The following is an 18260-nucleotide window of genomic DNA, read 5'->3' as shown; positions in this document are numbered from 1 at the left end:
AATCGATTACTGGGCAAAAACAATTTTGCCACCAATATAAGTTCGACTGACCTGATTATTTTGATTAAGTAATACCAAATCAGCTCGATACCCGGGTTTAATAAAGCCTAAGCTATTTGATGAACCTAAGTTACTTGTTGAGCCTGGGCCGCACTCGAAACCAAGGAACTGGGCCGGATATAATGATGCCATGCGCAATGCTTCACCATGGGATAAGCCCAGCATGCTGACACTGTTATTCACTGCACCAACCATATCTAACACACAACCCGCCAGCTCGCCTGTTGTGGCATTAAGTCGATCGCCTTGACGTACTACTTTTATGCCAAATAATTCAAAACTTGCATCTTCACTCATGCCAACTGGTGGCATAGCATCAGTGACTAACATCATTTTGCCGCGTGGTTTGGCATTAATTGCGATTCTGGCTGCAGCACTGTGTACATGATGCCCATCTACAATAAGACCACACCAGGCATCCTGGCTTTCAAGTGCTGCGCCAACCATACCCGGTTCACGTGAACCTAAAGCTGACATGGCATTGAATAAATGAGTAAAGCCAGTAGCGCCAGCATTAAGTGCTGCAACAACCGTGTCATAATCTGCATTTGAGTGGCCAAGACATACTCTGACGCCAACTTTAACTAAACTTTTAATCACTTGGGTTGAAACGTTTTCAGGCGCTAAGGTAACCACTTTAATACCCAGATCTTGGCGGCTAAATATAGCCAGCTCTGCATCACTGATATTGCGGATATACTGCTGGGGATGAACGCCTTTTTTAGGGATGCTCAAATGCGGCCCTTCAAAGTGAACACCTAATACACCCGCTTTATTTTGCTTAATAGCAAGCGCAACGGCATCAGCCGCTTTTGCCATCACTTCAACATCATCAGTGATTAAAGTCGGTAGAAAACCTGTGGTCCCAAACCTTGCATGGGCGCGGCCAATTGTTTCAATGCATTCAACATTGGGCTGGGCATTAAATAATGCCCCGCCACCGCCATTAACTTGAACATCAACAAACCCTGGCGTTAGCGTACCCGCTAGCTTAGAGACGGTATTAGGATCAATATCAATGTCTATAGCTTCAGCAGATTGAACTGCGATAATACAGCCTGCTTCGATAGTGACCGCCATATTTTGATGAAAATTTTCTCCATCGAATAATCGCTCAACAATCAGGATTTGTTTCATAATGCTCTCGTTTTATTTTAGTTTTATTAAAGATATTACAGTGTTTGTGTTACTTTCTTTAAGCCAGCAGGTTGGTCTGGATTAATACCGCGAGCAATAGCAACAGCGGCTACATCAATGTAAAAACGCTGTAATAACGCTAAAGGTGCTACACGAGGGTGAATATCTGCTGCCGTTTGATTCAAATGAACTAAATCAGCACCACGTTGCTTCACGTTATCAATTTGCTCTACATGGCTTGCGTAAGATTCATCATTAATACACACATCTACAATTGCCAGTTTCTTTTCAACTAAGGTTACTGGGCCATGTAAAAATTCAGCACTACTAAAAGCTTCGGCATGGATTGAACACACTTCTTTCATTTTTAATGCTATTTCTTTTGACACTGCATAACCTAAACCACGGCCGAGTACGACAAGGTTTTTAACGCCATCTAATGACTCTGCGGTTAATTGTGGTTCAGCATCAACAGCGGTCTGTAACGCCTGTGGTAAAGAGTCTACCGCTTGTGCTAAGGACTCACTTTGAGTCCATTTAGCGGCAACTTGTAAAATGGCAGAAAGGGTTGCTAAATAACTTTTAGTTGCCGCAACGGCTTTCTCTTCACCTGCGCGCAATGGCACAACCACATCAACGATATCTTTAATTGGCGCAGTTTCATCATTCACTAACGCGACACAGTATGCGCCAGCATTTTTAGCCATTCTTGCTTGGGCAAGAATATCAGGGCTACGGCCAGATTGTGAAATAACAATCACTAAACCGCCTTCAAGTTGTAACGTTTTACCATAAACGCTTGCCACAGATGGCGCTGCTGCAAATGTTGGAATGCCAGCTTCAATTTCAAATAAATATTTAGCAAACACACCTGCATGATCAGATGAGCCTCGGCCAACTATCATGACAAACTTTGGTTTAAATTCTCGTAACTTTTCACCCAGTAATGTCGTAATGCTTTCATTCGCTTTTAATTGCTCAGCTATTTTTTGAGGGGCTGTGCGAGCTTCTTGTTCCATGATGGTATTAGTTGTCATAATAAACCTTTATACAAAATTGTTATGTCATAACCAGTAACTTATTTCATAAACTTGATTCAATTACCTGTCTTTAAATAATTAAATCAAATCATTTCTATTAAGCTACCGACTGGGTTTTAAATTGTTTTTGAGCAAATAAACACGCGCCAAATTCAGGAGGAGAAAGCGCAGGGGAAACCTTGTCCGCTACATCGTCATCTAGCCAAGGCAATAAGGGTTCAGCTAATCCACCAATCATTGAGAATCGGCTAGGGTTAATAGTAAAAAGTCTTCGGGCAAGCTCACTGATATAACTGGCTCCCTCTTTAACGATAGCCGTAGCAACGTCATCACCGTCATGGGCACTTTCTATCACTAACCGGGCTAATTGGGCGTAGACACTTGATGACTTACCCGCAAGATTTTCAACCAGACCGATAGCCTCTGAAACATTGAAGTGAGTCAGCAACTTTTGTGTAAGCTGAGTGTTGGTTGCAAATCCATCAAGGGCGAGTAATACATGTTCGGCTGCTTTTAAGCCCAGCCATGCCCCACTGCCTTTATCACCAAGGGCAAAACCATGTCCACCTAAGCTGATGCTCTGATGGCCAACGTGGGCATATCCGCATGAGCCTGTACCGGTAATAATCACGGCGCCGTCGGCACCATTGTGTGCGCCAATACAAGCAGTATGCAGATCTGTTGTTAAATACATACATTTAAATGGATGGCGCCACTTTGAAATTTGATCGTAGAAATGACCTACATTGACGCCAGCAAGACCTAGACCCGCAACAAGTTGGCTACAGGCTTCAACGGGTAAACCTGCATCGGCTAAAGCAAGCTGGGTTGATTCAGTTATTGATTGAAATGTTTGCTCTAAGCCATGTAATGGATTAGCCCGGCCTGAGACACCAGTGCCTAATAGCTTATAATCTTCAGTATAAATGGTTGCGCGACATTTACTGCCACCGCCATCGATGCCAATGTAAAGCTGCGAATTGCTAAGCTGATTTTCACCCATGACTTCCCTCTCGGTATTCAGTTTATGGCTACTATTTTTTTGATTGTATTCGAGCCAATGAATAAGTTAAGGCTATGTTACACTTAAAATGACAGCGTTGTCATTTGTTTTTTGCGTAAAAATATCAAACCAAATAGAATTTAAAACCTAATCATTTAAAAACAATATGATAGATGGGTAACAGAGAGGTATAAACTTAGTTTTCTAAAATAAAAAAGTCGCCAACAACGTCATTGTCAGCGACTTTTTAGGTGAACAAGACAACAACTAATTCACAACTAGAGTGCGCCCTTTTCGCTTACCGTCAGGTGTAATCGCACGAACTTCAACCGAGCCTTTAACCGCTACAGGGCTAAGATAAGACTGCCACGCTTTACCTTGCTCTTTATATTCAATTTGTAGACCAGGGAAAGCAATATTTGCCGTTAATACGCCTTTGTCATCAATAATTGCACCTACTGTAGGCACTCGATATTCAATACCTGCTTTATCAAGTTTAGCTAATTCTTTGTGGCCCAAATGATTAGCCATTTTTTGCCATTCAGTCGCCTGCTGCTGTCTCATTTGTGCACTAAAGTGCTGAGTAGATTGGTTATAGATAGCGCCATCATGTTGATACGGAACTTCCCATTCAGCTTTGTTCCACGCTCTTTCTGCCAGCATTAACAATCTTGGGTAAATCATGTATTCAACAGTTTGATCGCTACGTAATGTTTCGCTCCATAGCTGTCCCTGAATACCATCAAAGGCTTTTCCGGCAACAATAGGGCCACTGGTTTGCTTTCCATTTTCATCAACTTGAGGACGATCATCAGCCTCAAATGGGTTACCTTCAATATCTAACCACTGTTCAGCATTGGCAGGTAAATTACCAGGCATGAAACTGAATATGTGTTTGCTATTCAAGCCTCTAGATGCCCAGTAATAACCATGCTCTTTGGGATCCGCTTCATAAGGGAAATCAAAATAAAGCACTTCTGGATTTGAAAGAATCGTTGTCCAACCATTGTTAACTTGCTGATGAGCACGCTGATAGCCCTTATGAGATACCACATCCCAGACATTACTTTGCGAGTTAGACGGCATATTCGCTGGATTAGTATGGCTCATACCATCGCTCCAACCTGCTGGCTGAATACCTTTTTCAGCTAACATATTCGCTACGCGCTCAATAAAGTAAGGACCCACTAGCTTGATATCTGTCACGCCGTATTGGTTATTGGCAATAAAATCATGACAAATAGGTGATTCTAACCAGGCGCCCGCGGTCTCATCTGCGCCAATATGGTAAGTTGTTAAAGGCTGTCCCGCTTGGGTGTGCAGGGCTGCTATTTCGGTAATCACTTTATCGACAAAATGATAAGTCGATTCCATACACACGTTCAGCGTGTTGTCGTCATAATACTGTACCGAAGAATACTGGGTGGTATCATTAGGGTCTGTGAGTACGAACTCTTTTGCGGCTTGCTCATCGCCCTTGGCCATAAGGTTACGGTATCGAGCATCCATTGATTTAATCGCGGCGCGTGAATGGCCAGGCATATCCATTGACGGGATCACCTGAATTTGGCGCGCATTCGCATACTGAAGAATGTCAATATAATCAGCTTTTGTGTAGTAACCATTCACTTTGGTGTCAACAAAAGGTCCACTGCCTAATTGAGGTAAAATACAGCTTGATTCGGTTACATCATGGCATCGTTTGCTGCCAATATCGGTTAATTCAGGTAAGCCATCAATCTCTAAACGCCAACCTTCGTCATCACCCATATGCAAATGCAGTTTGTTAAGTTTATAGGCGGCCATTTGATCAAGCAGATCTAACAAGAATTGTTTACTGTGAAAATTACGCGACACATCCACATGCATACCACGGTATCGATAACGTGGGCTGTCATCAATTTTCATCGCATTTATGGTTAGATCGTTTAAATTAACTAGCGAGGTTATTGACGCAATACCATAGCTAAATCCACTCGGTTCGCTAGCCTTAATCACAATCCCCGAATCAGCAACCGTTAGCTGATATGAGCCCGTGTTTAGATTGTCAACTGGCGATAACCTTGCAAATGAGACTTTCACGCCATTTTCTGATTGTGGTACGCCAATGCGTTCTAGGCGGGCTAAAGCCGCTTGAATGTCATCAACATTCAACTTTGCATCAGTGACACTTTGAGTGTCTAAGGTGATCCCTTGAGACAAAGATACCGCTTTGACGTTATCTAGCAGGACTTGTGTTTGAGGTGTGGGTAATAAAGAATTTGCGATTAATGCAGGTGCAACAGATACAGATTTATTCTGTTCAAATAACACAGCGGGTTTTGCCCAAACCAATTTATCTTTATCGCTAAGCTGATATTGTCTTTTAGCATCAACAAATGCTTCGACGTATGGCCTAACTTCCATGCCAGTGTCAGCATCAATTTCAACACGCGTACTACTAATGATCTGTGGTGCTAGCTCAATACCTTTAGCGTCTTTAGCAACGATATAGTAATTAGGCATAGCGTCAGTTTCTGATAATTGCCATAACTCGCCACGAAAACGTACTGTTTTTACCTGTCCTGCTTTAAAACCAGTAAATTGGTCGGTTGGCGTTAAACGGTGAAGATCGCCTTTAACACGCTCAATATTAAACTCATCGTTCAGTACCGTTTGAACTGGACGCATTTGGCTAAAATAGATTTCCCAATCGCCGTTCAGCATATCTTTTGGACTAGTGAAATCAATCTCAGCAATAAAACAACGCTCATCAGCTTTAGCATCTGCAGGGCATGCTTCTTCTGGTAAATTGGAGACTAAACGATATTTAACCATCAGTTCATCTGCAAATTCAGCAAGATGACCTTGCTGCCAGGTGGCTGTTGCTGAAGTAGATAGAGTCGATTGTGATGGAGAGCATGCAGTCAAACTTAATGACATCATTATGGCACTGAGCGCCCAAGTCGTTTTCATAGCGTCCTCGTTATAAATTTTGTTTTTATTAGGGCTTATTTAGTGTGGCCGATTGATATCATAACCAATAAATACTGGGGTTAGGCTACTGCCTATAAAATAGTATCCTGCTGGTTTGATTCAGCACATTGTAAAATGAGTGCTTGATAAATGTTCAATGTTAAATTTAAGGAAAAAAAAGCTGGGACATAAATCAGTTAAGACATGTTCCCAGCCTATACTCGTTTCTGGGGAGAGACTAAAAGTATATTAAAATAGAAAATGGTATCTCGCCCGACCGAGAAACCATTATCACTCATGAATTGGAGACCTATTCCTATTCATGTTGACCTTAAATAACAACGTTACCTACAAGCAATGACAACGCTGTCATTGCTTAAGTTACCTAATAAATGGCGAGAGATCTACATCTTTTTGACACAATTTTATTAACTCAATATTAAAAAAGCACTAACCAATTAAGAATCAGCTAGTTACATTAACCGTGCCACATCTCCAAGACCACAACAGATTGTTAACATAGTGCAATGACATGTTATCTACACACTGATAGGATTAATCCACTTTCCTTTACGCTGCACTTTTTTATATGCCTATGAATCGTCTAATTGCCAAAATTCCACTTACGAGTTTAATTATTACAATTACCTTATTTAGCTCGTGGGTGTTATGGGCTTGGCACACACCCAATATTTCACAACTACTGAATAGTCATAGTGTTTTTACACTGCTAGGAATATGTGGAGCTATATTTGCGAATGCGACAGGAGCGGGAGGTGGTGTAATATTTATTCCTGCATTTTCTGCATTAGGATTTAGCCCCGAAGAAGCGATATCAACCTCATTTCTGATCCAATGCTTTGGCATGACAGCAGGTGCATTAACCTGGTGCCATCATTATATAAAACAACATCATCATAACAAAACCTGGCATGGCTTCAGTACCATGATCATCTGTTGTTCGATATCCTCTATTGCAGGTTTATGGTGTAGTAAACTAATGCACATTAACGCTCCTGCATCTTTACATATCAGCTTTAGCCTATTTTCAATCATTTTAGGCAGCATTATCATTATAAACAGCCTAAAAAAAACCAACAATGGCATCGCGACTCAGTTTGAGGCCAAACCTTTATTCGACTGTGTCTTATTATGTTGCATAGGCTTTATCGGTGGCATTATTACTGCTTGGTTATCTGTTGGCGTTGGAGAGATAGCGGTGATTTACTTAATGCTGCGGGGATATTGCACCAAACTGTCAATAGCGGTAGGGGTTGTAGTCAGTGCACTCACTGTTTGGTCGGCAACACCTATCACCTTAGGGCAAGACTCATTAGCCAATTTTGAGGTGTTACTTTTTGCAGGGCCTGGGGCATTAATCGGTGGATTGCTAGCCAAACGGGTCGCACTGTTTTTTTCTGTTGTGAAACTTAAGTTATTTTTTGCGGTATGGATAATTTTAACTGGAACGATAATGTTGTTTATTGCTTAGCTGTAAACAGACTCCTCCGTATTCACTGAGTTCTTCCCGAGGATTTAGCGGATTTTAGCGGATATTAATTAAAAATGGCGCCTTATTAGCGCCATTTTATTAGCAATATTAAAACTTAACGCCCTAATACTTCCATACGCGCTAAACGGTTAACTTGGTTTAACGACCCTAAATGACCAAAAATTGGACCTAACAATCCACGCTTTTTAAGATCTAAAAAGTCTTCGTCCGACAGTTGATTTAGCTTCTGCTCATCGATCAAATACAGACCATTAATGTTACGTTTTTCACCTGCAACATCAACTGTAAGTGTTTGGCTAACAAGCAGTTCTTTTTCAGCTAAGAGCCCCAGAATACTGCGAGTAGATTGATCCTCTTCAAAATGTTTAATGAGCGCTTTTTTGCGTGACTCTAAAAATGGGGTTTCTTTATCGCCTTCAAATAACGCTTGTCCTTCGGTTTTACTCACGTCCTTCGCTTCTTCACGAATTCCTATCCAAACTTTATCTTTAACGTCAGGGTTTAATATTAAACCTAATGGATAGTCACGAACCACTGCGGGGATATATAAGCCTAACCACTTGCCATCTTTTACACTTAAGTTTTCACCAGGCTTTAAACCTAACATAGCAACAGATTGAAACTCACCAGTATCACTATTCTTAACAAATACGATTGGATACTCAGTTGCCGCTCTGGCAATCTCGTGTAATGTAACAGGTACAATATGCTGGTCTGCAACGTGAGAAAAATCACTAGGAATGATTTTTAGATCACCGTGCTTAGTATGATCGATCAGGGTAATTTGGTTAGACATCTTGGCTCCTTGAGGCGCTTCTCATTAAATATGGCTGTGGTAATAACAACTTTTGAGGCTTGTTATAATGTGTTTAAAATAAATTAGTACTTGAAACTACCAAGATACTCAGATTTTTCAAGCGGGAACTGAGCTTATCGAGATAACAATGTGTTAACCGCTTAAATATCCATCAAAAAAGATTTTTTTAGATTTTTTGTAAACCATACTGGTGAATTTTTTGCAGTAACTCTCTATGTGCAGGTAAATGTCCACTCAGTTGTTTACCTCTTAATGCTATCTGCGCCGCATGCTGTTGAGCTACTTGCGCTGATTTAGGTGTTAATTGAGGCGCCTTGGTTTTGTACTTCATCCCGTACAATACATAGAGGTAATTCTCGACATTAAAGACTTCAAACTTTGAAAATAAATCTTCACTCAATGGACTATATTGTTGCCATAAAGCGAGCTTTTGTTGCAGCCCTTCAGGGATAGTTTTAGTATCTTTATTATCCATCCAAAAGTCTGAATCCGTTCTATCGGATAAGCAATAATGCATTTTAGCAAACTCAACAACCCTCTCCCATGCATAGGTCATGGTGTGATTAAAGCGAACTGACAAGCTTTCGCACTGGCAGCTATCTGCAGGGAAACGACTAGCTAAATACCCAGCAGCAAAATCGGTTAGCATAATCGAAGTAGCTTCAATTGGTTCTAAAAAGCCTTGAGCTAACCCTAGTCCGACACAGTTTTTAGCCCAAAATTGTTTTCGATAACCCACTTGCATTGGAATAGTGCGATAAGAATATTGGTCTAACTGTCCGTTAAGGTAACGATTTAACTTTTGCTTTGCTTGCTCATCATCAAGATGCGAATTGGAATACACTAAACCAATGCCACGGCGATTTGTTAAAGCAATATCCCAAATCCAACCGGCTTGATGCGCTGTCGCTTTGGTATAGGGTGGAATAATGGCTTCAGGCTCAGTCGGCACTTGCACAACAACCGCTTTGTTAATAAACAACTGTTGTGACTTATCGACAAATGGCACTTTTAACGCTTTAGCTAGCAACACAGACTCAAAACCGCTGCAATCTATATAAAAATCGAATTTTTGTTCACCACACGTATCTAATATTAAGCTATCAATACTGCCATCTTGACCTAAACGAGTGTCCTGTACATTAGCTACAAGATGCTTAACAGCAAATTTTTGCTTTGCGTTGTCAGCGAGCAACAGCGCAAACTTAGCCGCATTCAGATGATATGCATATCCTTGTACCGCCTGATACTCAGGGGTGGTTATCAATTTAGGTGCAAGATTAGCTTCGCAAACAGCATACTGGCTTGATACTAGATCAGCATAGTCCTTGGTCGAGCCTTGTAACCAAAAATCAGATAAGTCATCACCCATTGGGCTTGGTGGATCAAAAAGATGATGGTAGAAATTATTATTTCCATGGCTTTTTTTGTCTAGCCAATTTTGAAATTTGATCGACTGCTTAAATGTCACATCACAGCGCTTAATAAATTCAGTTTCACTAATGCCAAAGCTTTGTAATGTTTTACGTATAGTAGGAACCGTTCCCTCGCCTACGCCAATGGTTGGTATATCAGGTGACTCAATTAAAGTAATTGACACATTCTTATTAAGTAACGCCTTACCAAGGTGATTTGCCGCTAACCAGCCAGCTGTACCACCGCCTATAATCGCAACTGATTGAATATTCATACGACCACCTTTGTACATAATAAAAAGCCCAGCGAAGGCTGGGCTTTAAGATTTTTAATCAACTATATTATTTGATTAGAAACGGAACGCAACACCCACTTTATAACGAGCTTCACCTTCAAAGCTCCAAACTGGATAATCAGCTTTGAACTCAGGGATAACTTCAGCATCTAATGGCGCAACACCCGTTTGGATACTGTCTTCTTCAGTTAAGTTAACTGCTTCAAACGTCACATCCATCCACTCTGTCACACTGTAAGTTGTACTTAAATCAAGTGTGCCATAGTCTTGATGTTGACGGTTACCATAGAAACCTGGTAGTTCGCGCATCATGTACTCGCTGCGCCAGTTATAAGCTAGACGGGCAGAGAATGCATCCATTTCATAATAACCAACTAAGTTAACAGTGTGCTTAGAAGAATCAGAGAACACGCCAACCTGATCAGGATAGTTTTCAGCAGGAGACCCCGCATCTGCATAAGTATAGTTAACAGAATAACCTAAACCGCTGTCATAAGAATCTTGAAGTTGTAATTCAAGACCTTCAATACGACCACCGGTAGCATTGTATTTCTCGCTAACAGTCCAACAGTCATACACACCAACACCACAAGCACTTTCACCTTGGGCAATTAAATCATTGTCATTAATACCAATTTGTTGATTCAACTTCTGACGAGTAGAAATAAACGAATTAACATCTTTGATAAAGTAAGTTGCCGCAGCTAAGCCAGAATCACTGAAATACCACTCTAAGCTTAAATCAGCTTGAGAAGCTTTAAACGGGTCTAATGATACTGCACCACGGTTAAGCTTTTCATTACCAGGAGTACCATCATTTAAGCCAGGTAAAGTCGAGGTAGCAAATAATTCAGCATAGTTAGGACGAGAAATAACTTGTGATGCTGAGGTACGTAGGATTAAGTCTGGTGCTAAGTCAAATGCCACGTTAATGCTTGGTAGCACGTCGCTGTAGCTTGATGAATCGGTCGACAATGCATCAGCAAACTGACCCGTGCTGCTCAAATCATAATAATCTGACTCAACGTCGGTAGAAATATAGCGTAAACCAAAGTTACCACGGATACCTTCTGACTCGAAGTTAGCCATTGCATACAAAGAAAGGTTCTTCTCGTTCAGAGTACCATAACCAGATTTATCACGTGTAAAGCCATCAATTGCCGCTTTAGCATCATTAATCATGTTATCAAAGTTTGGTCTAGGCAAAGTAAAGCCTGCACCTGAACTCATAGTACCATCGTAGTAGTATGATGCATCACGCGTTGCAATATCACCAACAATTGCAGCATCAGTTTCTTGGGTTACATCATGATCAGCATAGCGTAAACCGGTTTTAATCGATGAAATCGCACCTAAATCAGTTGGTACAGTGATATCAAACTGTGCATAGGTCTCTTCATCTGTGTTAGGTTGTTTCTTTAACGCCCAACCCGCACTAGATAATTGGCCATTATAATCACTTGCAGCAAAATCTTTCTTAGCAATATCAATATTAATAATATCGCCAGTTGCATCATAGTGACCTGCGAAATCGCCAGGTTGACCAATAGAGCCACCATAGTTAGACGTTAAGCTAGTGCCACCGTCAGCAGTAGTATTACCTACGCGACCTTCAAGTTTGAAGTTATCGTTGTTGTAAGTGAAATCGAAATCAATAGTATCTGAATTCATTTCAGCTTCACGAGCCCAAGCTTGGTTCCAAGCAAAACCACCAACACCTGAATGAGTGATGTCTGTACATACACCAGCAGCATTTGTTTGGTTACAGGTGCTTTCACCCTGTTGAGTTGGGAATAAGAAAATTGAGGTGTTAGCATTGTTTGCTTGTAAGCTTAAACCTGTATAGGTTAAACCAAACTCTAATGCATCGCTTGCTCTATATTGAGCTGCAACGTTCAATGCTGTACGTTCACGGTCTTGTTGGAATGTTGAAGGAACAATCTCCCCCCAACCTAATAGTGTTTCAATACCGTTACGTTGATACTGTGTATTAGCACCGGCACCAGAAATTAAGAAACCAAAGTTTTCATCTTCATTTTTCCAGCTATATAAGCCAGATAATTCAGGGTCAGTCTCTTCTGAAATAGTACCGTAATCGCCTTTAGCACTGATAAATGCAGTATTTGCATCTAAGTCTAACGGCTTACGTGTTTTAACGATAACTGTACCGCCGATACCACCTTCTGGTAAATCAGCTTGTGAAGACTTATACACTTCAATACCACTCACCATTTGTGGTGGTAATAAAGAATAGTTAAAGCTACGGTCAATCGCTTGTTGATCAAACCAGCCTGTTGAAGCAACTGAGTGACCATTTAGTAGTGTGCTAGTCAATTGACTTGATGCACCACGGATTGAAACCTGTTGGCCTTGACCAAACTGGCGGTTTACCGCAACGCCAGGGATACGGCCTAATGATTCACCAACGTCACCGTCAGGGAATTTACCGATATCTTCTGCAGTCACAGCGTCAACCACAGAGTTTGAAAATCGCTTCTCATTAACAGAAGCTTTCATCGATGCACGCATACCACGTACTTCAATTTTCTCAATGTTGTCATCAGCAACAGCTTCGTCTGCAGCATAAGCGCCAACAGATACAACACTGCCAAGTAGGATTGCGATGTTAGTCGCTAGTACATTTTTTTTAAAGGTAGATGGTCGCATCTTTTTTTCCCCTTCCATAACTTTATTATCGTTTTAGAGTTCATAACCATTCCGACGGAATGACAACGCTGTCATGTCTAGAGCAAACATTACACAAAAATTAACAGTCACGCCACAACAAAATAACTATTCAAGCTATTTTTTTACTGTGTTTTTGTCTGATAAATAGAACAAGAGTTAAATAATCTTATATAAAACATAAGAGTAAAGAATGTAAACATAATGTAAAATCACATTCTGTTACCTTTTAAAATAGAACAGATCCTACCTGTTATAAATTGGTGATTGCCTATTTATTTAAAAACTCGCACTATTGGCAGATAAATAACCCTTTTAACTGATCAATTACGGGGGATCAGTTAATTGGATTTCGCCTGAAGAAGAGTTAATTTTCACATGAAAGTAACCATTAATGACGTGGCTAAATATGCAGGCGTCTCAATAAAAACAGTATCAAGGGTCACTAACAAGGAACCTTCGGTAAAGCAAACAACTATAGACAAAGTCAACCAAGCTATTAGTGCATTAAATTATCAACCTAATGTTGCGGCTAGAAATTTAGCCAGTACAAGTTCATATGTGATTTGCTTCATTTATGACAACCCAAATGCTTATTATGTTATTGATATGCAAAACGGCATTTTATCTGCTTGCAAAGATAGGGGCTTCGAACTGCTCATTCATCCTTGTAATGCAAAATCGCCAACAATTTGTGAAGAACTCACCACTATGGTCAAACATTCTCGACTAGCTGGGTTAGTGTTAACTCCGCCTATGTCAGAGGCCCCTAATATCTTGGCTGCACTAGATAAAATTAATGCCAATTACGTCAGAATTATCGCAGGTGAGCAGATAACTGATCATAAAGGCTTAACCGTTTTAGTTAACGACAAACACGGCGCCGTTGAAATAACGCAACATTTGATAAACCTTGGGCATCAGCATATTGGTTTTTTAAGTGGTGATCATCAACATGCATCAACCAAAGAGCGATTACATGGCTTCAAGCAAGCCATAGAAAGTAATGATTTAACCGTCAACGAAGACTGGGTATTGGACGGAAGATACTCTTTTGAATCGGGTGTTGAAGGGGCAAATAAATTAATTGCGATGAAAAATAGACCCTCTGCAATTGTTGCCTGTAATGATGAAATAGCCGCTGGTGCACTTTTTGCTGCACGACTAGCGGGGTTGGATATACCAAAAGATTTATCCATTGTAGGCTTCGAAGATAGCCCTTTCTCGCGTCAAACCTGGCCAAAACTGACGACTGTTCATCAACCCAATATTGAGATAGCACAAATTGCGACTCAATTATTAATTGATAAACGAAAAGATCAAGGCAAAGAAACCTTTAAGGTGTTTACCCCTACACCTGTGATCCGCGACTCGGCCTCATCACCACAATAAATAACTCATACACTCTTTTTGTCACATAAAAAATGCCTCATCAACGAGGCATTTTCTAATTTGAAAAATTAATAATTAATAATTAATAATTAATAATTAATGCAACTTAAGCTTAGGTCTTTTCCAGCGTAATAACCTTTGCGCTAAGCGGTATACAAATGCCGAGAACCAACCATATAAACTAATAAGATGGCGCTGATAGAGCGAAATATACATAAGACGCGCTAAGTGTCCTTCAACAAAAAACGTCCCCGTGCGTAAGTTACCCATCAAATTACCCACAGCAGAAAAACGACTTAGTGATACTAAAGAACCGTAATCTTTATAAACAAACGCTTTTTGTGGCTGTTGTTTCATTTGTGCACTGATATTTTTAAAAAGTGTTTCAGCCATTTGTGCTGCGGCTTGAGCTCTTGGTGGCACAGGCTTACCAGTATCCAGTATTAGCTGAGCGCAATCACCTAAGGCATAGATATTGTCTATGCCCTTCACTTTCATATAATGATCAACTTCAATTTGGTTTCGAGCGGTAATCGGTAATGCGCTGAAGTTTTCTAACACTTTGGGCCCTTTTACACCCGCTGCCCAAACTTTTATATTGGCATTTATTGTTTCACCTGCTGCAGTGATAAAGCCTGCCTTAGTGACTTCTTTTACTTGCACCGTTAAGTGCAGCTTAATGCCAAGTTTGGCTAACACAGCTTGAGCACGAAAACTGACTTGTTCCGGCAACTGTGGCAACACTTTATCGGCGGCCTCAATTAGATGGATCTCTAAATGCTGCTTTGAAATATTGGTATAACCATATTGGGTAACCGACTCTATAACATGATGCAGTTCAGCGGCTAATTCAACACCTGTAGCACCCGCTCCGACAATACCTATGCTTAGGTGAGTTTGTGTCTCGTTAAGTTGTAATAGCGCATCTAAGAGCTTGTCATGAAAACGATTAGCACTTTCTAAACTGTCTAAGAAAATACAATTTTTCTCTGCACCTAAAGTATTAAAACTGTTAGAGACACCTCCTAGTGCGAGCACTAAATAATCATACTCAATTTTGCGCTGTGGAATAATGACTTCATTGTCATCATTGAGTACCGGCGCTAAATAAATACATTTTTGATCGGGAGCGCAATTTTCAATACTGCCTCTAATATATTGATAACCATTCTTTAAACCATGATCACGATACTGAAGACCTTCGATTGATTGGTCTATCACCCCTACTGCGACTTCATGCAGTTTTGGCTTCCAAATATGAATAGTATTTTTATCAATTAAACAGACTTCAAGTTGCTTACTACGACCAAATTTACGACCTAATCGAGAGGCTAATGCTAAGCCAGCAGCTCCACCACCCACGATTACAATTTTTTGAGTCATTACATAACCCTATTAAATAAAAACCATAAAATGCATAACTATATAGTGACTAACAGAAAGCTCAGATAATAAAAAAGGCCATAATGGCCTTAGTTTATACAGCTTCTTCGTTTTCTTCACCGGTACGAATTCGGATAACTCGCTCTACATCGGTGACAAATATTTTACCATCACCAATTTTTCCTGTCCTAGCCGTATCAACGATCACATCGATAGCTTGCTCAAGTAATTCATCTTGTATTACTAATTCAATTTTTACTTTGGGTAAAAAATCTACCATATACTCGGCGCCACGATACAGTTCAGTATGCCCTTTTTGACGGCCAAAACCTTTGACTTCAGACACTGTCATACCGGTAATGCCTATTTCAGCGAGTGATTCGCGCACATCATCTAATTTAAATGGCTTAATAATGGCTTCTACTTTCTTCATTTAATCACTCCTAAAAGGGCTGTATAGGTTAACTTAATTACCTAAGATGATGTAACTTTTAAAGTTTATATCAATTTTCTATTACTACTGAATATCTTACTCGAAAGTGAGGTAAGTTTCTGCTGCATTTTAAACTTATTTTTAAATTGATTTATTCTAAGCAAAAAACCAATTTCTGACTATAATTTAACCAAGTGTCGCAGGGAGCGGCATATTGATAAATCAAGGATGAGTCTATTATGATGTTATGTCAGCGCAATTTTGGTTTTAATCTTATTGAATTAATGACCACAATAATGATCACCAGCTTACTGTCTGTTATCGCCTTTCCCTCGTTTAAATCATTACAGCAACAAATCAGAGTTGACAGTAATATCAGGACAATTCAGCAATCGATGCAATTTGCTCGAAACATGGCGATCAGTTATGGCGTAAGAATAACGGTATGCCCTTTATACCAAGGAAAATGTGGTAATGATTGGCACACTGGCTTTTCTATATTTACCGATTCCGGCAAAACCAATGAATTAGATGGCCAAGATAAAATCATTCAAGAAGTCAGCCAGTTTCATCAAGAAGATATCATACAATATAATCGCAAGGCATTAAGGTATCAGCCTGACGGCTTAGCATCAGGTACAAATGGCACACTTACATATTGCCCTGAAACATTTGATAGCCCCTACTCTAAAGCAATTATTATCAATCAAGCAGGCAGAGTCAGATTTTCCACTAAGAAAAATATTGCATGCAAACCCTAACACTCAACTTATATTGACGTGAATAGAATAAATCGCTGAATTTCATTGGTCTCTTGGTTATACTGAATACATATGACCAAGGATAATAAAATGAAATTAGCCACTAAAGGATTTACCCTAGTTGAATTAATGGTGACTGTTGTCGTCGCAGGTATCTTGATGACTGTAGCTGTGCCCTCATTAGTATCATTATATGAAGGACAGCGTGCTAGAGGCGTTATCAGTAATATTGAATCAACCATATTATTTGCCCGCAGCCAAGCCGTAAGTTACGGTAGCAGGGTATCAATATGCCCATTTAATGGAACAAGTTGCGGCGCTGACTGGACTGAAGGATTTAGTGTTTTTATCGATAATGGGGTATTGGGGTCACTGGAAAACAATAATGGTATACAGGATACTGTATTACGTACCGTCGATGCCGTAGACAGCAATGACTTTATTAAATCAACTTTATCACGCTATACATTCAATGCTGATGGGTTAATGAACCAGGCCCAAACAGGTAGTATCATTTATTGTCCTGGTGATAAGAGTAATCCTGATTCTAAAGGAATAACAATTGGCGTGTCCGGACGAGTTTCAGCAATCACAGCTAGTGTAAACTGCAATTAAAAAAGGTAGCCGATGGCTACCTTTTTTACACAATAAAATAAAATTACTAAGCCACTAAGTTGATGAGTTATTGAGTAATTTCTTCATCCATTTTATTTGCTATTTTGGACTTAAATTTTTGTTCAAGTTTTACACATTCGTCAATATGCCTCACAACACCGCGTTTACCTGTCATAGTGCTAACATCCTGAGTCAATAGCGCAGCCTGTTCTTTTATCAAATCACTTTCAAACCAACTAAAATTAGCTATATCTACACCGTTTTGAGTTTCAATAAAACATTTATAGGTGAGCGGTAATTCATCACTATGAGCCGTGATACTGAATCCTAAACCAACGATAAGTAAAGGTAATAACTTCATTTCCAACACTCCTTAGGCAATTTGTTCCCTGCTGCATTTAAGGTAATTGAAGCGCAAGCCGAATCGCGAGTCGCTTGAGTTCCCTTTGCTGTTGCGGTTAATGTAAAATCACTATTATTTACCACTACAGCATCGATGGAATAAAATTTATTCTCGACTATCCAGGGATCCGCGCCTAAACCCAGCTTATTCATATCATCGGTATACTTTTTATTATCTAAATAGTACTGCTCTTGTCTATTTGCAGCATTCATTAACCCAGCGACACCATCAGCTCTCGCCCCCTTAGCGACAAATTGAGTGTAACTTGGGTATGCGATAGATGCCAAAATGCCAATAACAACAACGGTAATCATAAGCTCTATCAGGGTAAAACCATTTTTTAGTTTCATTC

15 protein-coding genes are annotated in these 18260 nt (G+C 40.1%); 4 read left to right on the top strand and 11 right to left on the bottom strand.

Annotated features, from left to right (window positions below; all coding sequences use genetic code 11):
- Positions 1-6: 6 nt before the first annotated feature.
- The 4 genes from nagA to ACRWQL_RS15385 form a co-directional block, all read right to left on the bottom strand.
- Positions 7-1197 carry an N-acetylglucosamine-6-phosphate deacetylase gene (gene nagA, locus ACRWQL_RS15400; RefSeq protein ID WP_434950868.1) on the bottom strand — a complete coding sequence of 397 codons (1191 nt, stop codon included), beginning with the start codon at positions 1195-1197 and terminating at the stop codon, positions 7-9.
- Positions 1198-1232: 35 nt separating this feature from the next.
- Positions 1233-2234: a glucosamine-6-phosphate deaminase NagB-II gene (gene nagB-II, locus ACRWQL_RS15395; RefSeq protein WP_226414053.1), complete on the bottom strand. Its 1002-nt coding sequence runs from the start codon at positions 2232-2234 to the stop codon at positions 1233-1235.
- Positions 2235-2334: 100 nt separating this feature from the next.
- A complete protein-coding gene (gene nagK, locus ACRWQL_RS15390; RefSeq protein WP_434950866.1) occupies positions 2335-3240 on the bottom strand; it encodes an N-acetylglucosamine kinase in 906 nt (301 codons plus the stop codon).
- A gap of 267 nt (positions 3241-3507) precedes the next feature.
- Positions 3508-6195, bottom strand: a complete 2688-nt coding sequence (locus tag ACRWQL_RS15385) for a family 20 glycosylhydrolase (RefSeq protein ID WP_434950864.1) — start codon at positions 6193-6195, stop codon at positions 3508-3510.
- A gap of 589 nt (positions 6196-6784) precedes the next feature.
- On the opposite strand from ACRWQL_RS15385, the gene ACRWQL_RS15380 reads away from it, so the two are divergent.
- Positions 6785-7687, top strand: coding sequence for a sulfite exporter TauE/SafE family protein (locus tag ACRWQL_RS15380; RefSeq protein WP_434926839.1), 903 nt, complete (start codon positions 6785-6787; stop codon positions 7685-7687).
- Positions 7688-7802: 115 nt separating this feature from the next.
- Here ACRWQL_RS15380 and ACRWQL_RS15375 read toward each other — a convergent pair whose 3' ends face one another.
- The 3 genes from ACRWQL_RS15375 to ACRWQL_RS15365 form a co-directional block, all read right to left on the bottom strand.
- A complete protein-coding gene (locus ACRWQL_RS15375; protein ID WP_434950862.1) occupies positions 7803-8504 on the bottom strand; it encodes a SapC family protein in 702 nt (233 codons plus the stop codon).
- Between the two features lie 187 nt (positions 8505-8691).
- On the bottom strand, positions 8692-10215 hold the full coding sequence (locus ACRWQL_RS15370; RefSeq protein WP_434950860.1) for a tryptophan halogenase family protein: 1524 nt from the start codon (positions 10213-10215) through the stop codon (positions 8692-8694).
- A 75-nt stretch (positions 10216-10290) separates the two neighbouring features.
- Positions 10291-12903 carry a TonB-dependent receptor gene (locus ACRWQL_RS15365; protein WP_434950858.1) on the bottom strand — a complete coding sequence of 871 codons (2613 nt, stop codon included), beginning with the start codon at positions 12901-12903 and terminating at the stop codon, positions 10291-10293.
- 396 nt (positions 12904-13299) lie between these two features.
- Here ACRWQL_RS15365 and ACRWQL_RS15360 point away from each other — a divergent pair, with 396 nt between their 5' ends.
- Complete coding sequence (locus tag ACRWQL_RS15360) at positions 13300-14313, top strand: LacI family DNA-binding transcriptional regulator (RefSeq protein ID WP_434950856.1); 1014 nt, start codon at positions 13300-13302, stop codon at positions 14311-14313.
- 96 nt (positions 14314-14409) lie between these two features.
- On the opposite strand, the gene ACRWQL_RS15355 is transcribed toward ACRWQL_RS15360, so the two are convergent.
- Together ACRWQL_RS15355 and glnB are read right to left on the bottom strand one after the other, a co-directional pair.
- Entirely contained in the window at positions 14410-15696 is a 1287-nt protein-coding gene (locus tag ACRWQL_RS15355) for an NAD(P)/FAD-dependent oxidoreductase (RefSeq protein WP_434950854.1), read from the bottom strand.
- Between the two features lie 94 nt (positions 15697-15790).
- A complete protein-coding gene (gene glnB / locus ACRWQL_RS15350) occupies positions 15791-16129 on the bottom strand; it encodes a nitrogen regulatory protein P-II (RefSeq protein ID WP_226414035.1) in 339 nt (112 codons plus the stop codon).
- A gap of 239 nt (positions 16130-16368) precedes the next feature.
- Between glnB and ACRWQL_RS15345 the strand changes: the two genes are divergently transcribed.
- Entirely contained in the window at positions 16369-16890 is a 522-nt protein-coding gene (locus ACRWQL_RS15345) for a GspH/FimT family pseudopilin (protein ID WP_226414033.1), read from the top strand.
- Between the two features lie 90 nt (positions 16891-16980).
- A complete protein-coding gene (locus tag ACRWQL_RS15340; RefSeq protein WP_434950852.1) occupies positions 16981-17505 on the top strand; it encodes a GspH/FimT family pseudopilin in 525 nt (174 codons plus the stop codon).
- Between the two features lie 67 nt (positions 17506-17572).
- Here ACRWQL_RS15340 and ACRWQL_RS15335 read toward each other — a convergent pair whose 3' ends face one another.
- Positions 17573-17866 (bottom strand): TapY2 family type IVa secretion system protein, encoded by a 294-nt coding sequence (locus tag ACRWQL_RS15335; RefSeq protein WP_434950850.1) that lies wholly within the window; start codon positions 17864-17866, stop codon positions 17573-17575.
- Positions 17863-18258: a type IV pilin protein gene (locus ACRWQL_RS15330; RefSeq protein WP_226414027.1), complete on the bottom strand. Its 396-nt coding sequence runs from the start codon at positions 18256-18258 to the stop codon at positions 17863-17865. Before ACRWQL_RS15330 ends, ACRWQL_RS15335 begins: the two co-directional genes overlap by 4 nt.
- Positions 18259-18260: the final 2 nt, after the last annotated feature.

It is taken from the genome of Shewanella sp. HL-SH4, from assembly GCF_051164845.1.
Taxonomy (GTDB): Bacteria; Pseudomonadota; Gammaproteobacteria; order Enterobacterales; family Shewanellaceae; genus Shewanella; species Shewanella glacialimarina.
The sequence above is the reverse complement of the archived record's forward strand: the minus strand, read 5'-3'. Positions and strand labels throughout refer to the sequence as shown.